Origin of the sequence: Streptomyces sp. NBC_01003, assembly GCF_045162695.1 — a bacterium.
In the GTDB taxonomy this organism is placed as follows: Bacteria; Actinomycetota; Actinomycetes; order Streptomycetales; family Streptomycetaceae; genus Streptomyces.
In genome coordinates this window covers 486063-505916 of the sequence record NZ_CP108707.1, presented here as the reverse complement: position 1 = coordinate 505916, position 19854 = coordinate 486063, and the positions used below count along the sequence as shown (strand labels likewise).

Below are 19854 nucleotides of genomic sequence, written 5' to 3'. Positions count from 1 at the left end.
TCGGGTGTGCGTGTGGTGGATGGTGTTCGTAGCCAACTGAATGGCGCCGGGCTGGGCGTCGTACGTGACGCGGCGCAGCAGCGCCCGCTCAGCCCTGCGCGATCCGGGACACCTCGTGCCAGTCGGCCCACGTCTGCAGACGCTGGGCATAAATGGGCTCGAGGATCTCGATCGGCTCGGTGCCGAACAGCACCCGCAGCGGCGGGTTCTCCGCGTCGACGATCCGAAGCAACGCGGCCCCGGCGTCGGAAGCTTCTGCGTACCGGGCGTCGCCGAGGCGGGCCCCGATGGCCTCGCGGACCTGGTCGTAGGCGGGGTTCGGGTCTGCGTGTACGCCGGAGGACCCGGCCCAGTCGGTGCTGAAGCCGCCCGGCTCGACCACGGTGACCTTGATTCCCGCGCCGGCGACCTCCTGGGCGAGGGCTTCGCTGAATCCCTCGAGCGCCCACTTGGAGGCGTGGTATCCGCCGAGAGAGGGGAAGGCGGCGACGCCGCCGACGGACGAAATCTGGACGATGTGGCCGCTGCCCTGGGCACGCATGATCGGCAGTACGGCTTGGGTGACCCAGAACGCGCCGAAGAGGTTCGTCTCCATCTGGTCGCGCAGCTGCTGTTCGGTGATCTCCTCGACCATGCCGAACAGGCCGTAGCCGGCGTTGTTGACGACCACGTCGAGGCGGCCGAACTTCTCGTGCGCGGCGGCCACCGCGGTGGCGACGGCCGCCTTGTCCGTGACGTCGAGCGCCAGGGGCAGAACCGCCTCGTCGCCGTACTTGGTGACGAGATCGTCCAGTGCGGCTACGTTCCTGGCGGTTGCGGCGACCTTGTCCCCGCGTTCCAGGGCGGCCTCGGCGAACGAGCGGCCGAGGCCGCGGGATGTGCCGGTGATGAACCAGACCTTGCTCATGGTGTCTCCTTCGGGACCGGCCTTCCGGAACTGACCTCCGGGGCCGATTCCACTGTAGCGCAAAACGTAGACTCATCTAAAAATAGACTTGCCCATGATTATTTGACTGGGATCCCGGGGCTCTCCGTCTGCGGGGAGGGGTGAATGGGGCATTGCGTGACATCGTTCGTGAAAGTATTTGACACATGTATACGAACATTGAGGCTGGAAGTGCCGCAGATCGATCGAATGTGGCGCCTCTGGGCTCGGAGCGGCCATGAGTGAGCGTGTTGATCCGCGTGCCGCGCGCACGACCCGCGCCCTGGAGCGGGCGATCGTGGAACTCGCCTCGCAGGGGCCCGTCGCTCGGATCACCGTCGCCGAGCTGGCCGACCGGGCCGGCGTCACCAGGGCCACCTTCTACAACCGCTCCGCCAGCCCTCTGGGGCTGTTGATCCAGGTGCTCAATACAGATCTGGACCGCGGGCGGGAACTCGAAGAGGGCCGACGCGCCCAGGGCGACCTCTCGGTCGGGCAGAGGGTTCGGATGGCCATCGGCGAGGCGGCCGACCATATGGCGCGCTTCGCGGGAGTGTACGAGCACTCGCTCGGCGATCCGGCGGGCCATGGCGTCTACGAGGCGCTGGTGAGCCACTTCGCGCACTATGCAATGTCCTGCATGGACCGCTGTACGCACCCGGCGCTCCCCGAGGCGAACCGCGAGGTGATCGCCCAGTTCGTGGCCCATGGCTTCGCCGGCGCCATCCAGGCGTGGATGGCGGACGACGCTGTCACCAAGGACGACCTCGTTGACGCCGCCCTGGCCTGCGCCCCCGCCTGGTGGACCTGAGGCGGGCCGAGAGGTGCCCACCCCACCGTTTACGGCCCAGGGGGGCCGGGCCTGGAAAACGGTGGGGTCAGGCGGTCCGCGGGAGCCGGCCCAGGGATCAGCCTGCGTTGGGCTCATGGATTTCGGGAGAAAGCGGCGGTCCTGGGAAAAGGTATGAACTGGCCCCGGGGGTGCGGTTGTTGTCGCGACCGGGCCTCGGCATGATGGGTGTCGCATGCCGTGGAATGGCGCTGACCATCCTCATCCGTGATGAGACCCTGTCGCGATATAGCGTTAGTCTTCTGCTTGCGCCGCAGCCCGCGTCGCGCGGAGACGTTCGACAGGACCAGGACGGAAGCATGTCGGGAGAGATTTCGCCCACCGGGAAGCGCTCCGGCCCCGGCTCGCCGCCCGAGCTGCGGGCCTCTCATGCGGACCGGGACCGGGTGGTGGATGTGCTGCGTATCGCGGCGGGGGACGGCCTGCTGACCGTGGACGAATTGGACGAGCGTCTGGAAGTCGCCCTGTCGGCGCGGACCCTGAGCGAACTGGCCGCGCTCACCGCTGACCTGCCGCCCGCATCGGCTACGGTCGGCGGGACTGGAGCAGAGGTCAAGGACGTAGTTCGGATCGAACAGGTCCACAGCGGCGCGGTCGAGCGCGTGGGGCGCTGGGTGGTGCCGCGGAGGCTCGAGCTCGCGGTGACGTACTGCGAGGTGATGCTCGACTTCACTGACGCCGTGATCACGCACGACACCTTGCGGATCGACGTGTACATGACGGGGAAGACTCTGACGCTGGTCACGAGGCCGGGCATCGTGGTCGATATCGATGGTCTGCAACTGGTACACAGCAGGGTCAAGTACCGTCACGCTCCGACGAATCCTGATACGCCGGTCACTCTGCGAGTGGAGTTGGCTGGTCAGAAGGCCCACGGCCGCGTGGTGGTGCGGCCCCCGCGTCGGACGTTCGGGCAGTGGCTGCTGCGCAGGCCCACGTCCCCTTTCTCCAGGTAATTGACTCGATCGTTGTGAACTGCCGACGGGGGCGTCGCTGAGGTTTCCTTCGGCTGAGTGATGCTCGGGTGCTGCGGGTGCGGCGGCTGGAAGCCGACTCGCCGGGGCAGCCAAACAACGGCAGTGCCATTCCGGCGGCCCTGCCGGGCATTGTCGGATCCAGCGGCCGGGCTCAGCGGATCTCGGACGGGACGGAGCGACCGCCAGCGTGCTCGGCTATGACACCACGGGGCGGCGCTGGGGCTGTGCGCCTGTGTCGGCGGGGTCTCGGTCGGTCCGGTCGAGATCTGCCATGAAGTGCATCCACCGGTAGAACATGTCCCCGCGCTCGCGGAGTTCCGTGTACAGCGATTGGCTCAGCTCCCGCCGCACGGAACGGTAAGTCGGGGACGTGTAGACGTTGAGCAACTCGTGAGGGTCTTCGTCGAGGTCGTACAGCTCGTTGACGCTCTCCGGGTTCCAGACCAGCTTGTAGCGATCGGTGCGGATCATTCGCTGCGGGTAGGGGAAGTGATGCCCGTGGAACTCGGCGAGGATGTGCCGACGCCAATCCGTCGGCTCTTCACCGTGCACCAGCGGGAGCAAGCTCTGGCCGTCTCCCGGTATGTCGGGTGTGATGCCCGCGAGGTCACGGATCGTGGCGGTGAAGTCGATGAGTGAGGTGAACTGCCCGACAGCGGTCGGTTCTGCCCCCGGCACGCGTATGAGACCCGGAATCCGGTAGATGTCCTCGTACATCGCGGGTCCCTTGTCGTTGAGACGGTGGGCACCGGTGAATTCGCCGTGGTCGGCTGTGAACATGATCGCCGTGCTCGCATAGAGCCCGGCATCGTCCAGGACGTCGAGCAGCCTGCCGATCTGAATCGTCGATCATCGTGACGTAACCCCAGTACGCGGCGATCAACTTGCGCCACTCGTCGGCACTGAAATGGTCGGCGGACCAGTACTCGTTGTACCGCTCCTGAACCTCGGGTTTGCCGACGAAGGTCTCCGCCATCGAGGCGGGGAGGATAACGTCGGCGGGGTCGTACATGTCGTAGTACTTGTCCGGAACCAGGTAGGGAAGGTGCGGACCGAAGTACTGGCACGCGAGGTAGAACGGTTTTCCGCTGTCCTGGTGGTCGGAGACATAGCCGCGCAACGTGTCCAGCGCCCGATCGGTCAGGAACTGCTCGAACGACGCCTCGGTAGGCTGGTCGAGGCGGCCCGCGATGAGATGGCCCGGTGACCCGTCGGGGAGGACACCGTGGGCGGCGTCCTGGACCTGGGGCTTCACCTGGCCCGTGCGGTCGAGCCAGTTGAGGTAGCTCGGAAGGTTCGTGCCGTTGACGGCGCCGGGAAGATGTTCGGCGTCGTGCCCGTAGTATTCCGGTCCCCGGTCGCGTCCGACGTGCCACTTGCCCACATGCCCGACGTTGTAGCCGGCCGACCTGAGTTCCCGCGACAGGATGGGCAGACCGTCCGGAAGTTCCTCGCGGCCACCACTGTTCCACTCGTAGTTGGCCAACAGCTGGTGCCGGAACGGGTGCAGGCCGGTGAGCAGGCTGGCGCGGGCGGGTGTGCAGATGGCCGTCGGGGTGTAACAGCGGTCAAGCCGCGCGCCGTCGCCGGCGATCCGGTCGAGATTCGGGGTGCGAACGATGTCGTTCCCGTAGCAGCCGAGGGTGTCGATCCGATGCTGATCGGTCATCAGGAAGAGGATATTGGGCTTCTCAGCCATCTTCTCGGTCGTCTTTTCAGTCATCTTCTCGGTCATCTTCGCTGTCTCTTTCAGGTGCTCGTCGCGGGGGTCAGATGGTTTCGGGCTGCTTGGTGGTGGCGTCCTTGACGGCGGTGGTCTCCGGCCACTTTCCGTCGTTCTCCCAGTAGTCCTTGATGCGGTCGAGCGACCGTCCCTTGGTCTCCGGAGCGAGCTTCCACATGAAGACCCACGAGGCGAGGGTGATGACCACGAATCCGAGGAAGACGAATTCTCCGCCGACCGCGTCGAGAATGGTGAGGAACAACTGCGCGATGAAGAGATTGATGCCGAAGTCGACGGTCAGAGTGATCGACGCACCCGCCGCGCGGAGGGGACCGGGGAGGCTCTCCGACGCGTACACCCAGATCAACGCGCCCAGTCCCAGCCCGAATCCGGCCTGGAAGAGCACGAATCCGAGAATCGCCAGCACCTGCATCGAGGTGGTCCGCACACCGGTGAAGTACGTGAGAGCGATGAGCCCGTGGGCGACCGCCATGACCGCGAGTCCGGTCAGCATCAGAGGCCGGCGCCCGATGCGGTCGACCTTGAGGGCCGAAAAGGTGGTGGCGATCGCCGTGACCACCTGGATGCCCGCGGGAATCAGCAGCAGTGAGGTGTATCCACTGAAGCCCATGGACTGCAGGATCAGGGGCTTGTAGTAGACCAGTGCGTTGATGCCGGTCAGCTTCATGATGGCGCCCAGACCGACCAGGAAGACGAGGGCCCGCAGGTAGGGCCGGCGTACGAGGACACGCAGCGACTCGCCCCGGCGGCGCGGGCCTGTGGTCTGCGTGTCGAGGGTCGCCCGGAGTTCGGCGAGCGCACGGGCGGTGTCGGCACTCGGGTCCAGCTTGCGCAGGGCTTCTTCAGCGTGCTGGTGCCGACCCTTCATTACGTACCAACGCGGGGTGTCCATCCGGGTGCACAGCACCCAGAAGACGCCGACGGCGGGAATCGCGGCGACGCCCAGGATCCATCGCCAGGACTCGGTGGGAGCCAGGAGATACGCGGCGGCGTAGGCCAGCATGATGCCGATGCAGTTGGCGAGCTGGTAGATCACGACCAGCCCTCCGCGGTTCGTGCTCGGCGAGCATTCCGCCCCGGCGTCCGATCGCGTTGATCAGCCGGCCCGCGAGCAGGGCGCCGATCAGCTGGCCCATGCCAAGGATCGTGACGAAAGACGCGGCCTGTGCAGTGGTGAGACCGAAATCGCCGGGGAGGAACAACAGCGCGCCTGCACTGGCGCCGACGTCGTAGCCGTAGATGACGCCGACGGCAGCAGCGCTGCCGACGATCATGCGGGACGCTCTGTTCGGGCGTGATCCTGGCTCGGACGAGCGCAGAGAGAGTCGCACGACGTGCCTTTCTGTCCGGATGGGTTGACGGAGCGCATGGCGAGGGTGGGGGTGGCGAAGTCGTTTGTGTGGAGTGCGCTGCGCGGGATGCTTCGCCGACTGGGTGGGCGCACGCCGGACGAGGACGTCCGGGACGTTGCAGGTGAGCCGGATGGTGTTCCTGCGCTGCTTGCGCGGCAGCACCACCTATGGGGCTCCGGCGGCCCCGGGATGGCGCGAAGTGTCAGGAGGGGTCGGGCCCGGCCCTGACTACGAAGGGCTCCTGGGGCGCGTCCCGCCGGGAGGCGAGCAGCCGAGCACCGTCGAGAGAGCCTCCGGAGGGCTGCACGCGCGGCAGTTCGTACCCGGACCCGGCCAGGAAGGCGTCGAACTCGGGCAGCAGCGCGTCTCCCAGGTGGACGAGTCCTCCCGTCACGGCCACGCACAGGGGCGACGTGCCACCGATCCGGCGCGCCACGGCGACGACGGTCTCTCCCCACGCGATCGCGGCCTCGCGCAGGATGCCGATGGACACCTCGTCGCCGGTGGAGGCCGCCTTCGCGACGGTCGGCGCGAAAGCCGCCGTTGCTCTGGCGGTGTTGCCGCCCTGGTCCAGCGCGCCGGGGAGTCCATCGAGCGGGCCGTGGAGCTGCGTGGCGGCTTCCTGCAGAAGAGTCGCCGGCCCCCGGCCGTCGTGTGCCCTCAGAACAGCTCGCAGTCCGGCCCGCCCGATCCATGATCCGCTGCCCTCGTCGCCCAGCCACGGACCCCAGCCGTCCACCCGCGCGAACGTTCCGTCATGGCCCAGGCCCACGGCCACCGTTCCCGTACCGGCCGCCAGCACGATGCCCGGAGCGCCGCCGACGGCTCCGGCGTGCGACGTGATGGCGTCGCTGGTGACCGCGACCTCACCTGCGGCGAGCGTGGTCAGCAGCCGCTGTGCCAGCTCACGGGCCGCCGATGGCGAGGTGGCCGCACCCGCGGCTCCGACGCACACCGCGTCGGGTATGCGGACTCCGGCCCGGTCGAGGGCGGCCCGCCCCGCCGTGAGAACGGCCTTCTCGGTAAGCGGCACACCGTCCGGCTGCGCCAGCCCCGGAGCTCCGTGGGCTTCGCAGGTCTCATGCGGCTCGAGGGAGCCGGCCGTCCACACGGCGGCACGGCAGCCGGTTTTGCCCACATCTACGGCCAGCACAACACCCAAGGAAGCTCACCTCACGGAACAAGAAAAGGAATTGGACGCGACGACAGGCCCGGGCCGGGGCATGGGAACGCAGTGGAGAGACCGTCCGTCGACCACGCCGGACAGCGGCTGATCAACGAGCCGCTGGGGGAGGGCGGACCGGGCAGGATCGCTCCCGCTCCGCCGACGCGGAGCCCGGCGAGCCACGCCAGTATCCGAACGGCCACCGAGACATGTCAATGAATTCCTTCAACCTTTCCTTTCTGGTTATTTCTTGACATGTCATCTGCTCCGCATAGCCTGTTCCTCCACGCACCGAGGAGGCTCCGCATGGCTCGTTCGACCAATGGCACCGACTCTCGCGAGTCCACCGGCGAGCCGACCGCCGACGTCCTCATACGCATCCGCTCGGCGCTTCCCTCGCTCGCTCCGGCCGAGCAACGAGTGGGCCAGGTCGTGCTCGAGGACCCCGCACAAGCCTCGCGCTGGAGCATCGGAACCCTTGCCGAACGGGCGGAGACCTCGGTCACCACAGTGATGAGGTTCTGCCGGGCCAACGGGCTCAAGAGCTATCCGCAGTTGCGCCTGGCGCTCGCCGGTGCCGTGGCTCTGGAGCACGCGCTCAGTCAGCCCCGGACGCACAGCCACACCGACATCAGCGCGACCGACACCCTCGACGAGATCGCGGACAAGATCGTCTTTCAGGAGGCGCGCGCACTCGAGGACACCCGCGCCCAGCTCGACATCGGCGCGCTAGGACAAGTCGTCGACGCGGTCGGCGGCGCCCGGCGCATCGACATCTTCGGTGTCGGGGCGAGCGGCTTCGTGGGGGCGGACCTCCACCAGAAACTGCACCGGATCGGCCTGATGGCCTTCATATGGACCGACGTCCACGCCGCACTCACGGCCACCGCCCTGCTCGGACCGGGGGATGTCGCCCTGGGCATCTCCCACTCGGGCACCACAGCGGACACCATCGACCCTCTGCAGGCGGCCGCCGAGCGCGGAGCGACGACGGTGGCTCTGACCAATTTCTCGCGCTCGCCACTCGCCGAATGCTCCGACCTCGTACTGACGACGTCGGTCCGGGAAACGCCCCTGCGCTCAGGAGCCACGGTGAGTCGAATCGCCCAACTCGCCCTCATCGACTGTCTCTTCGTCGGCGTGGCCCAGCGCTCCTACGAACGCAGCTCGACCGCGCTCAGCGACACCTTCAAGGCGATCCACCGCCGGAGCGTTCCCCACCCCACGGCACGCCGCTCGACCCCCGACGCCTGACACCGCACCCGGTCAGCTCCAGCCCACCTCCAGGAAGCAACGACTTCAGCAGGTTGCCCGCGGCCAGGCGATCGACGAAGCAGGGCGGTACGCCGCCTGTGCGGATGTCCTCCGACGGGCTGGCCCGGCCGGGCCGACGTGATGGGCCGGCGCACGTGTCAGGCTGCCCGCCCATGTCGCGCCGGGTGCCTTCAGCTTGGTGGCTGAGGACTCTGGTTGGGCCTTGAGCTGCATGGTTGGCCGGGTCGAGCGTCGCGCAAGCCCTCGGTCAGCGCTCCAGCCCACCTCCAGGATTGCGCACGCCGTGGTGCCCGCCGGGGGCGTAGGAGCCGGGGCAGGACGTCAACGTTACCTACCGGTCGGTACGAACCCCGGGTCGCAAGGCCGGGCGGCAGGTCGCGGCAGCGCTTCTTTTCGTGGCTGAACTCTTGCGGACGGCCCGGTTAAACGTGATCGATTTTGGTTCTGAACTGACGAATGATGACTAGTCTCCGCTGCTATGAAACATATACGCGCAGCAGGCGGGCTCTGTCTCGTACTGCTGTTCCTCGCGCTGGGCGCCGGCGCCCAGCCCGCCATGGCGCATGTCTCGCGCGAGCATGCCGAGCTCGTCGTTTCCACCGGTGTTGACGTGACCAGTGGCCGTCTCATCGTGCACCGCGACGTGGTGTCCGCCGCCGACGCCGGTGCCTGGGCATCCAGGGTGCTGCCGGCCGGCTGCCCGACCACCGGCTCGGGTGTGCCCGGTGACGACGGCGGGGTTCCCGGCGGCGTCGTGATCGAACTTGCGTGGAGTTGCCACCTCGACGCGCTCGACCTGAGCACGCTGCTGAAGAAGGGCGGACTGAGCCAGATCGTCGTCGAGTTCGACGGCACCGCGGTCGACGCCTCCGCCGCCACGCCCCTCGTGGACGCCAAGGGCGCACACGCGCCACCGGAGTTCCCCTGGCTCACCGTTTCACTGGTGGTGGCTGGCGGTGTCGTGCTCGTACTCGCCGCCAGAGCATTGCCGTCCCTGCTCCGTGGCTCGCGCACAGGCCGCCGGCTCCGCGTCGCGACCGCCGGAGTCGTCGTCCTGTCCTGCTTCGTGCCCCAGGCGGCGTTCGCCGACGACACGGCGCCGGCCACCGTCACCGTCACCGTCAAGGGCACCGCTTTCAGGGACGGCAACGCCAACGGCAGGCGGGACAAGGGTGAGCGGGCCATGCCCGGCGTCGATGTCACCGACGGAGCCGCATGGACGACCACGCGCGCCGACGGCTCGTACACCCTGGAGATCGACCCGACGCGCCGCGAGACGGATCTCGTCAGCATCGTCTCGCCCGACGGATACACCCCGGCCCTGCGCAAGGACTACATCCCGCAGTTCTTCCACAAGGTCCCCGAGACCGGTGGCAGTGGTGTCGACTTCGCGCTCGTTCCGGACCGCAACGCCGCTCGGCCCACCGAGAAGTGGGTGATGAACTCCGACCCCGAGGTCGGCAACCGTACCGACGCCGAGGCCCGCACGGCACTGCCCCAGTGGACCGGCCAGGTACGGGCGATGTCGGAGGTCGACGGCGCGACGATGCAGATCGCGACCGGGGACCTGACCGTCACGGACTACGCGGAAGAGCCGCGCCGTCAGGGCGCGTACGACCTGTTCAGCAAGGGGCTCGAGACGGGGCGGCTCGGCCACCCCTTCTACCCCGTGATGGGCAACCACGACTTCGGCGGCACGGCCACCTCCAAGGGCTATGCGGGCAGCCTGGAGTACTACCGCCGCAATCTCGCCCCCGAGTGGTACAGCCTCGACCGCAACGGCCGGCACATCGTGGTGCTGGAGGACAACTACGACGCCAGCGGGCTCGGACCGCAGTTGGAGTGGCTGCGCAGGGACCTGGCCCAGCACGCGGTCGGCAAGCAGGTGCTGGTCTTCGCGCACCGCTCGCTGTTCACCCAGTGGGGCCCCGGCGCGGGCATGCAGCCGACCATCGACGAACTGGCCAAGTACGACGTACGGATGGTCGCGGCCGGGCACAACCAGCAGGCGGAGTTCCGGCGCGGCGCCTTCAAACGGTCGGTCGAGATCAACAATCAGGGCACGTACGGCATCGACGGAGCCCACCCCGATTACAAGGTGCTCGACTTCAGCGGGATCACCGACGATCCGCGTACGAGCCGCAACGAGGACACCGGTCATGTGACCGGCGTCCACCGGCAGTTCGACATCGATGACGACTCCGCCCTGGTCAGCCCAGGGCAGGGCAGCGTCCACGGCACGAGGGCCGGGGTGCCCGTCGAGGTGTACGCGGAGGACGACGGCCGTACTCCCGCGAAGGCCACACTGACCGTGCGGGACAGCCGAGGCCATGTCGTGAAGCGGACGAACGCGCGGTTCGGCACGGGAGCCGCCAAGCCTGGCATCCAGAACTGCTACACCCCGCCCGGCGGCAAGGCCGAGCCCTGTCCCGACGCACGCGGGGCATGGACCCGTGCGAGCGGCACGCCGCTGCGCGGCCTGCGGCCCGGTGGCTACACCGCCGAGGCAACGGCGTACGACACCAAGGGCAAGGCGTTCCCGGTGCAGAAGAGCACCTTCGACGTCGTACCGGACTCCAGGCTGACCAAGCCGAAGACCGGGCAGGACTGGCTGCGGCAGGGCGGCGACGAGGCAGGACGTTCCGCGAGCGGCGACAACCCTGGCGACCGGCTCGACCTCAAGTGGACCCGGCACACCGGCGAGCAGTTCAACCTGAACGGCTCGGTGATCGCGGACGGCAGACTGATCGTCTCCTCCCGCGCCTTCGACTCGCCGTACAGCATGATGCTCGCGTACGACATCGCATCCGGCCGGGAACTCTGGCGTACCTACCTGGACGGCGACGCCGAATCGGCGCCGACCCTGCACGGCGGACAGGTCTATCTGACGACCGGCGTCGGACGGGTCTATGCCCTGGACGCCAAGGACGGGCATGTCGCCTGGGAGTCGATCGACCGTGAGGAGACCCACGGCGACACCGTGCGCCGCTACGGACGCGCGGGCGGACCCGTGAGCGTCTTCGCGCTCACCGGCCAGGACCGTACGGTCGCCGTCTACCAGGACGCGAGCATGGTCCGCTGCCGGGACGCCAAGACCGGCGTGCTGTTGCCTGGCGGCTTCGGGGCCGCGTTCTCCTGGGGCCAGGCGCACAGCACCGCCATCCGCGAGCCCGGCTCCAACACTGCCTATCTGCACTCCATGTCGAGCAACACCGTCATCGCGATGGACCTCGCGAAGTGCACCCAGCTGTGGGCGAAGGACACCGCGGGCGACATCGACAGCCACTCCTCGCCGGTGCTGACGCAGCCCGCGTCGGGCCCGGCGAAGCTGGTGACGTTCACGGCGTACGGCGTTCGCGGGCACGACCCGGAGACGGGCGCGGTGGCCTGGGAGTCCAAGCTCGGTGGCGGCAGTGTCTGCGAGCCGGGCCGGGCTCCACTCACCAGCCCCGCCGTGTGGGGCGACATCGCCTATGTCGCGGGCCGCGACGGTGTGGTCCGCGCCTACGACACGAGTGCGTCCGATCCGTCGAAGCCCGTGTGGGAGACCAAGGCAGGATATCTGCCGGGCAAGAGCCCCCTTGACGACCCCTGGCGGGTCGCCATGGGCTGCGAGGCCGGCGCAGGGTCGCCCACGATGCACCCCTTGGTGACGAAGTCCTCGGTGTACGTGGGGACATGGGACGGCCGTCTGCTGGTGCTCGACCGCGCCACCGGCAGGCAGCAGGCCGCGTACCACCTCGGCGGGGGAGTGGCTTCGGCGCTCTCCGTCAGCGGTGACTGGGTCTTCGCCCTCACCGACGACGGTACGGTCCACGCGCTGGCCGCGCGCCGGGACTGAGAGGAAGCATCAGCGTGCAATCACTCCGCACCGGGGTGCTGCTCCTGCTGGCCGCCGTCCCCGTGCTGCTCTTCGGCAGCGCGGGGACGGCGCAGGCGCACCCCTTCGGCACCCCGCCCGTCGTCAGGATCGAGGCGAACGGCCCCGTCGTGGACACGGCCTGGTCCGCGCAGAAGGACGACATCGCCGTCGTGAAGAAGCATTCCGGTGGCGATGTGGCTCGGTATCTGCGCTCGCACATCGTCGTACGTCAGGACGGAGCCCCGTGCCGCGTCGCGAAGGCGGACGGCATGAAGCTCCGCTTCGTCTGCCCTCATCCTGTGGACCGCATCAGCCTGACGGTCACCGCGCTGACAGACATCAACCCCGCCTACCGCACACTTTCCGTGACAGACCAGGGTGGCGGCGGACTGCACACGGCGAAGGAGCCCACGCGGGAGCTCTCCCTCGTATCGGGCGAATCCGGTGCAGGCACCGGCTCGTCGGCTGCGGGCGGGATGTGGACCACCAATCTGGCGTCCCTGCTGGACCATGGCGCGGCGCTTCCGACGGCCCTGCTGGTGGCTGCGGCCGTGGGCGCGCTCCATGCCTGTGCGCCAGGGCACGGCAAGTCGCTGGCCGCCGGCTATCTCGTGGGCGGCCGGGGCCGGCCCCGCGACGCGGTGTGGCTCGGCGGTGTCGTCGCCATGATGCATACGTTCTCGGTCGGGGTCCTGGCGGTCGGCTGGTGGCTGCTGGCCGAGAGCGCGCCGGACATGGCGGCGCTCACAGGATGGCTGCAACTGATCGCGGCGCTGGTGGTGGTGGGGGTGGGCGTGCGCCTGCTGCACACGCATCTACGCCGCCGCAAGCAGGTCGACGTGCGTACACAGACGCATCACGGGCACGGGCACGGCGGTGGTCATGATCACGGGCACGGGCACGGCGGTGGCCATGATCACGGGCACCGTCACCACATCCCCGACGCACCGTCCCTGCTCACCTGGCGGGGGCTCGTCCTGCTCGGCGCGGCCGGCGGTCTCCTGCCCTCGCCCTCCGCGTTCCTCGTCCTGCTGGCCGGACTTCTCACCGGCAAGGTGGCCGTTGCCCTGGCATTGGTGGCCGCGTTCGGCGTCGGTATGGCCGTGACGCTCACCGGCGTCGGAGTGCTTGTGCTGCGCAGTCGTGACGCCCTGCTCGACCGGCTCTCGCGCTCACGGGCCCTGCGCGCCTGGACCCTGAGAGTTCCGGTGTTCGCGGCCTCGGCAGTGGTGGTCGGCGGCACGGTGGCGTCGGCACTGGCCGCGGGCCAACTCCTGGCACTCTAGGTCCCGTTCAGGTGCCCCGTCCGGCTCGCAGCCGGACGGGGCACCTGTCACACGGCGGTTCTGCCCTCGGCCAACTCTGTGAGCCCGCTTGCAGAGTTGGACCCAGCGGCTTCGCATGCGAGGGCGTGCCCTCGGGAACCCGTCATTCCATTACGCAGGCACGTCGTGCTGGATTCAGGCGCCGTAGCGGACCACCGACGTCGGGACCACCGTTCGCCGCGCCGGCCCTGGCTTCGCTCGAGCAGGGGGACACCATGACCCCGCTCCCTGATCCGGCCTGATCCAAGCGAAAGACCCTAGTCCTCCCGCGCCCACGGCCGCAGCTTCTCCGGGTTGCGGACCACCCAGATCCGGGTGACGCGCCCGTCGGAGACGTCGAACGAGGCTACGGTCATGACGACGCCGGCACGCTGGGCCACCAGGCCCGGCACACCGTTGACCGACCGCTCCAGGAGTTCAAGACCTGGAGCCTTGTCGGCAATGGCGACCATGTACTGGGCGATGCGCGCGCCGCCCTCGACCGGGCGCAGGACGGTGCCGACCATGCCGCCGCCGTCGGCGGTCATCACGGCGGCCGGGTTGAGGAGGCCGACGAGGGCTGCGATGTCCTTGGTCTCCCATGCCTCTTTGACGTGCCTCACCACGTCGGCCTGGCTGGTCGCCGTCACTGGAGCGCGCGCGACGCTCACCCGACGCCGGGCGGAGGCCGCCAGCTGCTTGCAGGCCGCAGGGGTGCGGCCGAGAACGTCGGCGATCTCGGCGAACGGGTACCGGAAGACGTCGTGCAGGACGAACGCCACCCGCTCCGCGGGCGTCATCGACTCCAGGACGACGAGGAAGGCCATGGCCACCGACTCGTCCAGGACGATCTGGTCGGCGGGGTCAGCAGGGCCGGTGGGGTCGGCGCCACCCGCGCGGTCCCACTCGGTGCGGTCGGGCAGCGGCTCGGGCAGCCACGCGCCGACATAGCGTTCACGGCGGGCCCGCGCCGAGCCGAGCAGGTCCAGGCAGATGCGGCCGGTCACCGTCGTGAGCCAGGCGCCGGGGGACAGGATCTCCTCCTGCCGGCTTCGTGTCAGCCCGTACCAGCGTGCGTAGGCATCCTGTACGGCGTCCTCGGCCTCGGTCACCGAACCGAGCAACCGGTAAGCGACATTGATCAGTTGGCGTCGCTCGCCGACTACCTCATCGGTGCTGGTGCCGACAGTCCCCATGTTTTCGGCCGCCCCCTCGCCTTACCTTTCGCAGCCCCGCGTCGTCGGGCTGGTGAGACCTTATCGATCTACTGCCCACGGGCGGACAAGGGGACTGTGACATGGCCACTCAGGTGACGGCGACAGCGACCACGAAAGCACAGCGCAGCTCCTCGTTCCTGCAGATCGCGATCGCCCTGCAGACCCTGACCATCTTCCTTCAGGCGGTCTCCGCCGGCCTGCTGCTGACCTCGTCCTACGGGGAGACGCTGCACAGCATCGGGGCCCGTGTGATGTACGGGGCGTCGATGCTGTACGTGCTCGCGGCGGTGCTGGCGTGGAAGCGGGGCGGCGGCTCGCTCCGGCCTGTCTGGCATGCGTCAGGTTTCCTCGTACTCGCCTCGGTCCAGGTCGTGCTCGGCATCGCACACGTCCCGTCGGTCCATCTCCCCCTGGGCGTCTTGATGTTCGGTCTGAGTGTGCTGGCGCTGGCCCGGGCGCTGAGGTCCGATACGGGGCCCGCCCGGATCAACTAGGCGTCTTCTTGCGCATCACCCGATCGTTGGCCTGGGTGAGTTGTTGGCTGATGCCCAGTGGGCACGGATCGAGCCATTGCTTCACCCCGTGGTCGACACCTCTGGATCACCGCCGCCCGCGCGGCACAGGCCGATGTCGACCAGCAGGAAAGACTTCATCGCCCCGCGGTAAGGACTTGCTCGCGGAGGGGTAATGGTGCCGAAGGTTGGCGGCGAGGATCCGGTCGAGCGCACAGGCCGCTCCCGCCACCGGCCGCAACGTCCGTTGCTCACTGCGAGGAGCCCCGTAGCCGCTCCCATTTCGCATCACTCAGGTCACCCCTCCTGTGCCCAAGTCAAGATCCGAACGAAACCGTGCAGCCGGCGGGGGCCGATCGTGCCCGGGCCCGGTCGCGGAACCACGCACCTACTCCCACCAGCAATGCCATCCCCAACTCCGGGGCGCGCCTGGCGCGCTGGGCCCGCACCACACACCGCTTCGGTCTGTTCAGCCTGCTGTTGTTCGTTCCGGATCAGTTGGCGAACTCGCGCAGGCGGGCTTCGCCGATCTCGCTGAGCATGTCGGTCCGGGCGGGCGTCCAGCCGAGTTCGGTACGGGTGTGTGCCGCCGGCGACCTCGCCCAACGGCCCGACACCGCATCGCTCGTGCTGCGGACACGATCAGCTGATCAATCATTCGTCGGTGGCCGTTGCGTCTCCCCGGTCGCGGTCAGGGTGCCGTTGAAGCCTTCCTCGCGGCGTCGAACGGCGTCCGGTCGAAGATGATCCGCAGGTGGGTGATCGTCCCGTCCCGGACCGTCAGGCACTCCGCGGCCGGTGCGCTGGAGACCGGCTTGGTGCTGGTGTCGTACATCAGCAGCGCGGTCGTCTCATCACCGAAGGAGGCGATCAGATCCGAGCCGGTGAGGATCTGAACGAAGGGGCCCATAAAGCCCCGGAAGGCTTCCGCGCCTTCCAAGCGCCCGGCCGGTGCCTGGCAGACGATGTCCTCGGCGATGTAAGTCATGGCCTGCTCGAAGTCGCCTCCGGTCCAGGCCCGGTGATAGGCGAGCGCGGTCTGAAGGGCCGGGCTGGGCATCTGGGGCATCGTCGGAATTCCTTCCATGTCGTCCGGCGGTGGTCACCGGGTCGTCCGGCGCTGGTCACCGGGTGGCGAGGCCGGTCACGAACTCCCGTGCTTCCGCCAGGCAGGCCAGGCACAGCTCGGCATCGGACGGGGTGAGGCGAACCCGCTCCCGCATCGGCCGTCCCGGGTGGGGCTCGCACGGCCGACCGGTGCCGGTCTCGATCAGCTCGGCGACCCGCGCGGCGGGCAGCTTGACCACAAGGTCGCTGCTGGTGGCGAAGGCATGGAACGCGCCTGAGGTCTTCAGGCCGCGCGACTGCAGCATGCGGCCCCGTTCGTCACCGGGATGCTCATTGAGCAGCGTCCGGCTGGCATCTTCGAAGGCGGCCGTGTCCATGGCTCTCCTGCCCGGCTGGTTCAGAGACCCGCCGCGCCGGACGAAGTGGCCCACGCGGGCGTCCTTATCCAAGCCTGCTCTGAAGGTCACGGCCCCGCCACCCCGGCACCACGCACACGCTCATCCCATATCGCCCCGGGTATGAAGTGATCCGATAGAGGCTGTTCCCAATCCTGCCGATGATCATGAATAGTGTCCTTGTCCATCCGCACACGCAGAGAGAAACGTGGTTCCCCTGCACCCCCACGTGCTGTGCGGCCTGCCGGACCTTCTCGCGCTCTGTCGGCGCCGACATGGCCGTCGAGACCGGGCTGGCGGAACCGACTGAATCGTCCCGGTGCCACAAACGCCATCGAAACTTCAACCGGAACAACCGGAACAACCGGAACAACCGGAACAACCGGAACGACCGCATCCCCGCGGCGGGCGGCCGTCAGGGATCAGGGAGAGGTGTCATGAAACAGGAACTCGAGTTCTTTGCGGGAGACGCTGCGCCGTGGCGGGAAGCCGCGCAGCCGGGCACTGAGGAGAAGGTGCTGTCGCGGGATCCGGATGACCCTGCTGTGCTGACCCGGCTCGTGCGCTGGCTGCCTGGTCTGGACACCAGTGCCGCCGGAGTGATCACCCACGACTATGTCGAGGAGGTGTACCTGCTGGAAGGCGACCTGGTCGACCTCACACTCGGGCAGACGTTCGGGCCAGGTCACTACGCGAGTCGCCGGCCCGGCATGCGCCACGGTCCCTACCGCACTCCGGCCGGCTGCATCATGCTCGAAATCCGTTACCGCGCCTGATCTGCGACCGGGATGAGGGCGCTGTGGTCGAACGGCCCGCCCTGCGTTGCGGCGTACGCGACGGGGGGCAATGACGGCCGCCAGATCGGAAGGACCACATTCGTCAGCGAGACAGAGGCGGCGGGGGAGCGCCGCGTCCGACCTGCTGGTCGGTGCCCGAACCAACGCAGGCCTCGAATGACCGGGAGGTCCCGGGCGGTTCCCCGTCGGTCAGCCCCGCCGTTTCGGTCGCAGCAGTTGTTCCCGTAGTGCCGTGAGCTGGTGGGAGGAGTCCACCGCGCGGGACTCGTCGAGCGTGGCGAGTGCGAGCAGGAGTGCGTCGGCGACGAGGAGGCCGGTCAGTGACTCCGCCGTGATGCCGGTCGGGGTGTGCGGCGCGGTCAGGACCGCCTCGACGAGGTCTTCGTAGGCTTCGCCCAGTTCGTCCGTCACCAGGACGACCTTGGCGCCGACCGCGCGGGCCCGCTCCATCATCACGGTGAGTTCGACGAGTTGGCGGCCGGGCTGGAAGATGACCACCGCGTCGCCCTGCCCGAGGGCGAGGAGCTGGTCGGCAAGGGCGAAGCCGGTCTCGGAGACGAATCGGGCCCGGCGGCCGATGCGGCCGAGTGCGAGGGCCAGGTGGCGGGCGCCCGGTTCCGAGGCGGCGATTCCGTAGCAGAACACTTCGTGCGCTTCGGCGAGTGCGGTCACGGCGCGCTTGAGGGCGTCCGATTCGGTGAGGCGCTGGGTGTGGTCGATGCGCTCGCGGGCCTCGTCGAAGACATCGGTCCAGATGGACGCGAGGTCCCGGCCCACGTGCGCGATGCGCTGCTTGAGGCGGACCTCGGGGGCGACGGCAGAGGTGAAGTCGCTGGCCAGTTCGCGCTTGAGGGCGGGCAGGCCCGCGTAGCCGAGGCGCTGGAGTGCCCGGACGACGGTGGCGTTACTGGTGGAGCTCGCCGTGCCCAGCTCCTGCGCGCTGGCGAAGAGCAGCTGCTCGACGGGCGCGCTGGCGAGGTGCTGGGCCACGGCCCGCTCGGATGTGGAGAGTTCGTCCCATTGGTCGCGAATCGCTGCCCGGAGCCGCGTCGCACCGGTTCCGTCCTCTGAAATTTCCATTACAACCATTGACTTCCGTGTGGTCGACGTTACTGTCCTGGGCAGAACGTTCCAAGTGGAGCTCTCTCTGAAATCGACGTTACAGGATCCTTCGGTCCTCCGCGTCGTTCGGGAGCGCTCCGTCGCGAGGAGAACAATGACACCCCGTCCCACGGAAACCGCCTCCACCCGGGTCCTTCCGGTCATCGAGATCTCCGGCAGCCCGCTCGACCGGGGCCGGCAGTACGGCGAGGCCGTGCGGCCCCAACTGCACGCCGCCCTCGGTTACTACGAGGAGGCCTTCGGCCAGTCCGCCGGACTGACCTGGGACCGCGTCACCGCCCGCGCCGCCCGCTGGCTGGAACCCGTACGCGACTACGCACCCCACCTCGTCGACGAGATGCGGGGGATCGCGGACGGCGCGGGAGTCGACCTGCTCGACGTCCTCGCTCTGAACGCGCGGGGCGAGGTCATCTACGACAAGTCCTTCGCGCAGATGGAGGCCGACGGCAGGACACCCGAGGAAGAGCCCGCCGAGGGCTGCACCTCCTTCGCCGCCTACGGAGAGGCCAGCGGCGACGGGCACGTCTACGCCGGGCAGAACTGGGACTGGCGCGCCGGGGTCGCGGACACCGTCGTCATGATCCGGATCGTCCAGCCCCCCAAGCCGACCCTGATCATGCAGGTCGAGGCCGGTCAGATCGGCCGCCAGGGCGCCAACTCCGCCGGGATCGCCTTCAATGCCAACGGGCTCGGCGGCCGCTTCGACGACGCGATCGGCCTGCCCCAGACCGTCGTGCGCCGCAGCGTCCTGGACCAGAGCAACATCACCGACGCCCTCGACGTGCTCTGCCGCACCCGCGCCCACATCGCCAGCAACGCCCTGCTGACCTGCCGCGAGGGCTTCGCCATCGACCTGGAGACCACACCCGCGGGACACGGCTGGATGTATCCGACCGACGGCCTGCTGGTGCACGGCAACCACTACCAGGCAGGCGTCCCCGCCCAGTTGGCCGCCGCCGGCTACCGGCCCATGTCGTCCGACTCCCTCGTCCGCGTGCCGCGCGCCGAGCAGGGGCTCAGGGCGTTGCGCGGCTCCGCGGGGCCCGACGAATCCCGCAAGATCATCCGCCACGCCATGTCGGATCACCTCGGTCTCCCCGAGTCCCTGTGCACCCACCCGGACCCCCGGCAGCCGGCCGTCAAGCACTGGACGACGCTCGTCTCCTCCCTGGCCGACCTGACCACCGGCGACTACCACGTGACCGCCGGAACGCCCTGCGACCGCGAGTACCAGCACCTCCCCTGGAACCTCTACGACGGCCCGTACGGCCAGAACTGACAGGAAATCA

At 68.7% G+C, this 19854-nt stretch carries 17 protein-coding genes and 1 pseudogene; 9 read left to right on the top strand and 9 right to left on the bottom strand.

Features of this window, described 5'->3' with window-relative positions; genetic code table 11:
• Window positions 1-88: 88 nt before the first annotated feature.
• Window positions 89-907 carry an SDR family NAD(P)-dependent oxidoreductase gene (locus tag OG698_RS02470; protein WP_406101128.1) on the bottom strand — a complete coding sequence of 273 codons (819 nt, stop codon included), beginning with the start codon at window positions 905-907 and terminating at the stop codon, window positions 89-91.
• A gap of 256 nt (window positions 908-1163) precedes the next feature.
• Between OG698_RS02470 and OG698_RS02465 the strand changes: the two genes are divergently transcribed.
• Window positions 1164-1736, top strand: a complete 573-nt coding sequence (locus OG698_RS02465; protein ID WP_406101127.1) for a TetR/AcrR family transcriptional regulator — start codon at window positions 1164-1166, stop codon at window positions 1734-1736.
• Between the two features lie 224 nt (window positions 1737-1960).
• Window positions 1961-2731, top strand: coding sequence for a DUF1707 domain-containing protein (locus tag OG698_RS02460; protein ID WP_406101126.1), 771 nt, complete (start codon window positions 1961-1963; stop codon window positions 2729-2731).
• Between the two features lie 216 nt (window positions 2732-2947).
• On the opposite strand, the pseudogene OG698_RS02455 reads toward OG698_RS02460, so the two are convergent.
• Both OG698_RS02455 and OG698_RS02450 read right to left on the bottom strand, forming a co-directional pair.
• Window positions 2948-4451 (bottom strand): annotated as a pseudogene (locus OG698_RS02455) (sulfatase-like hydrolase/transferase).
• Window positions 4452-4521: 70 nt separating this feature from the next.
• A complete protein-coding gene (locus OG698_RS02450; protein WP_406101125.1) occupies window positions 4522-5532 on the bottom strand; it encodes an MFS transporter in 1011 nt (336 codons plus the stop codon).
• Window positions 5533-5551: 19 nt separating this feature from the next.
• Between OG698_RS02450 and OG698_RS02445 the strand changes: the two genes are divergently transcribed.
• Window positions 5552-5794 carry a hypothetical protein gene (locus OG698_RS02445; RefSeq protein WP_406101124.1) on the top strand — a complete coding sequence of 81 codons (243 nt, stop codon included), beginning with the start codon at window positions 5552-5554 and terminating at the stop codon, window positions 5792-5794.
• Between the two features lie 256 nt (window positions 5795-6050).
• On the opposite strand, the gene OG698_RS02440 is transcribed toward OG698_RS02445, so the two are convergent.
• Complete coding sequence (locus OG698_RS02440) at window positions 6051-7001, bottom strand: N-acetylglucosamine kinase (RefSeq protein ID WP_406110789.1); 951 nt, start codon at window positions 6999-7001, stop codon at window positions 6051-6053.
• A gap of 318 nt (window positions 7002-7319) precedes the next feature.
• On the opposite strand from OG698_RS02440, the gene OG698_RS02435 reads away from it, so the two are divergent.
• The 3 genes from OG698_RS02435 to OG698_RS02425 all read left to right on the top strand — a co-directional run bounded on the left by OG698_RS02435 (window position 7320) and on the right by OG698_RS02425 (window position 13436).
• Window positions 7320-8267 (top strand): MurR/RpiR family transcriptional regulator, encoded by a 948-nt coding sequence (locus OG698_RS02435; protein WP_406101123.1) that lies wholly within the window; start codon window positions 7320-7322, stop codon window positions 8265-8267.
• Window positions 8268-8766: 499 nt separating this feature from the next.
• Complete coding sequence (locus OG698_RS02430; RefSeq protein ID WP_406101122.1) at window positions 8767-12129, top strand: PQQ-binding-like beta-propeller repeat protein; 3363 nt, start codon at window positions 8767-8769, stop codon at window positions 12127-12129.
• 14 nt (window positions 12130-12143) lie between these two features.
• Window positions 12144-13436, top strand: coding sequence for a hypothetical protein (locus OG698_RS02425; RefSeq protein ID WP_406101121.1), 1293 nt, complete (start codon window positions 12144-12146; stop codon window positions 13434-13436).
• Window positions 13437-13732: 296 nt separating this feature from the next.
• Here the strand turns inward: OG698_RS02425 and sigJ are convergent, their stop codons facing one another.
• Window positions 13733-14650, bottom strand: a complete 918-nt coding sequence (gene sigJ, locus OG698_RS02420; RefSeq protein ID WP_406101120.1) for an RNA polymerase sigma factor SigJ — start codon at window positions 14648-14650, stop codon at window positions 13733-13735.
• A gap of 101 nt (window positions 14651-14751) precedes the next feature.
• Between sigJ and OG698_RS02415 the strand changes: the two genes are divergently transcribed.
• Window positions 14752-15165, top strand: coding sequence for a hypothetical protein (locus OG698_RS02415; RefSeq protein WP_406101119.1), 414 nt, complete (start codon window positions 14752-14754; stop codon window positions 15163-15165).
• Window positions 15166-15677: 512 nt separating this feature from the next.
• Here the strand turns inward: OG698_RS02415 and OG698_RS02410 are convergent.
• From OG698_RS02410 to OG698_RS02400, 3 genes are all read right to left on the bottom strand, one after another.
• Window positions 15678-15800, bottom strand: coding sequence for a hypothetical protein (locus tag OG698_RS02410; RefSeq protein WP_406101118.1), 123 nt, complete (start codon window positions 15798-15800; stop codon window positions 15678-15680).
• 74 nt (window positions 15801-15874) lie between these two features.
• On the bottom strand, window positions 15875-16252 hold the full coding sequence (locus OG698_RS02405) for a nuclear transport factor 2 family protein (RefSeq protein WP_406101117.1): 378 nt from the start codon (window positions 16250-16252) through the stop codon (window positions 15875-15877).
• 55 nt (window positions 16253-16307) lie between these two features.
• Complete coding sequence (locus tag OG698_RS02400) at window positions 16308-16628, bottom strand: hypothetical protein (RefSeq protein WP_406101116.1); 321 nt, start codon at window positions 16626-16628, stop codon at window positions 16308-16310.
• A 455-nt stretch (window positions 16629-17083) separates the two neighbouring features.
• On the opposite strand from OG698_RS02400, the gene OG698_RS02395 reads away from it, so the two are divergent.
• Window positions 17084-17422 (top strand): cupin domain-containing protein, encoded by a 339-nt coding sequence (locus OG698_RS02395; protein ID WP_406101115.1) that lies wholly within the window; start codon window positions 17084-17086, stop codon window positions 17420-17422.
• A gap of 210 nt (window positions 17423-17632) precedes the next feature.
• On the opposite strand, the gene OG698_RS02390 is transcribed toward OG698_RS02395, so the two are convergent.
• Window positions 17633-18523: a MurR/RpiR family transcriptional regulator gene (locus OG698_RS02390; protein ID WP_406101114.1), complete on the bottom strand. Its 891-nt coding sequence runs from the start codon at window positions 18521-18523 to the stop codon at window positions 17633-17635.
• Between the two features lie 136 nt (window positions 18524-18659).
• Here OG698_RS02390 and OG698_RS02385 point away from each other — a divergent pair, with 136 nt between their 5' ends.
• On the top strand, window positions 18660-19844 hold the full coding sequence (locus tag OG698_RS02385; protein ID WP_406101113.1) for a C45 family autoproteolytic acyltransferase/hydolase: 1185 nt from the start codon (window positions 18660-18662) through the stop codon (window positions 19842-19844).
• The last annotated feature ends 10 nt before the right edge of the window (window positions 19845-19854 follow it).

Excerpts from the sequence above, each read along its gene's own strand:
- OG698_RS02470 (WP_406101128.1), bottom strand. The coding sequence starts at position 907 with ATGAGCAAGGTCTGGTTCATCACCGGCACATCCCGCGGCCTCGGCCGC.
- OG698_RS02465 (WP_406101127.1), top strand. The coding sequence starts at position 1,164 with ATGAGTGAGCGTGTTGATCCGCGTGCCGCGCGCACGACCCGCGCCCTG.
- OG698_RS02460 (WP_406101126.1), top strand. The coding sequence starts at position 1,961 with ATGGCGCTGACCATCCTCATCCGTGATGAGACCCTGTCGCGATATAGC.
- OG698_RS02435 (WP_406101123.1), top strand. The coding sequence starts at position 7,320 with ATGGCTCGTTCGACCAATGGCACCGACTCTCGCGAGTCCACCGGCGAG.
- OG698_RS02430 (WP_406101122.1), top strand. The coding sequence starts at position 8,767 with ATGAAACATATACGCGCAGCAGGCGGGCTCTGTCTCGTACTGCTGTTC.
- sigJ (WP_406101120.1), bottom strand. The coding sequence starts at position 14,650 with ATGGGGACTGTCGGCACCAGCACCGATGAGGTAGTCGGCGAGCGACGC.
- OG698_RS02415 (WP_406101119.1), top strand. The coding sequence starts at position 14,752 with ATGGCCACTCAGGTGACGGCGACAGCGACCACGAAAGCACAGCGCAGC.
- OG698_RS02405 (WP_406101117.1), bottom strand. The coding sequence starts at position 16,252 with ATGCCCCAGATGCCCAGCCCGGCCCTTCAGACCGCGCTCGCCTATCAC.
- OG698_RS02400 (WP_406101116.1), bottom strand. The coding sequence starts at position 16,628 with ATGGACACGGCCGCCTTCGAAGATGCCAGCCGGACGCTGCTCAATGAG.
- OG698_RS02395 (WP_406101115.1), top strand. The coding sequence starts at position 17,084 with ATGAAACAGGAACTCGAGTTCTTTGCGGGAGACGCTGCGCCGTGGCGG.
- OG698_RS02390 (WP_406101114.1), bottom strand. The coding sequence starts at position 18,523 with ATGGAAATTTCAGAGGACGGAACCGGTGCGACGCGGCTCCGGGCAGCG.
- OG698_RS02385 (WP_406101113.1), top strand. The coding sequence starts at position 18,660 with ATGACACCCCGTCCCACGGAAACCGCCTCCACCCGGGTCCTTCCGGTC.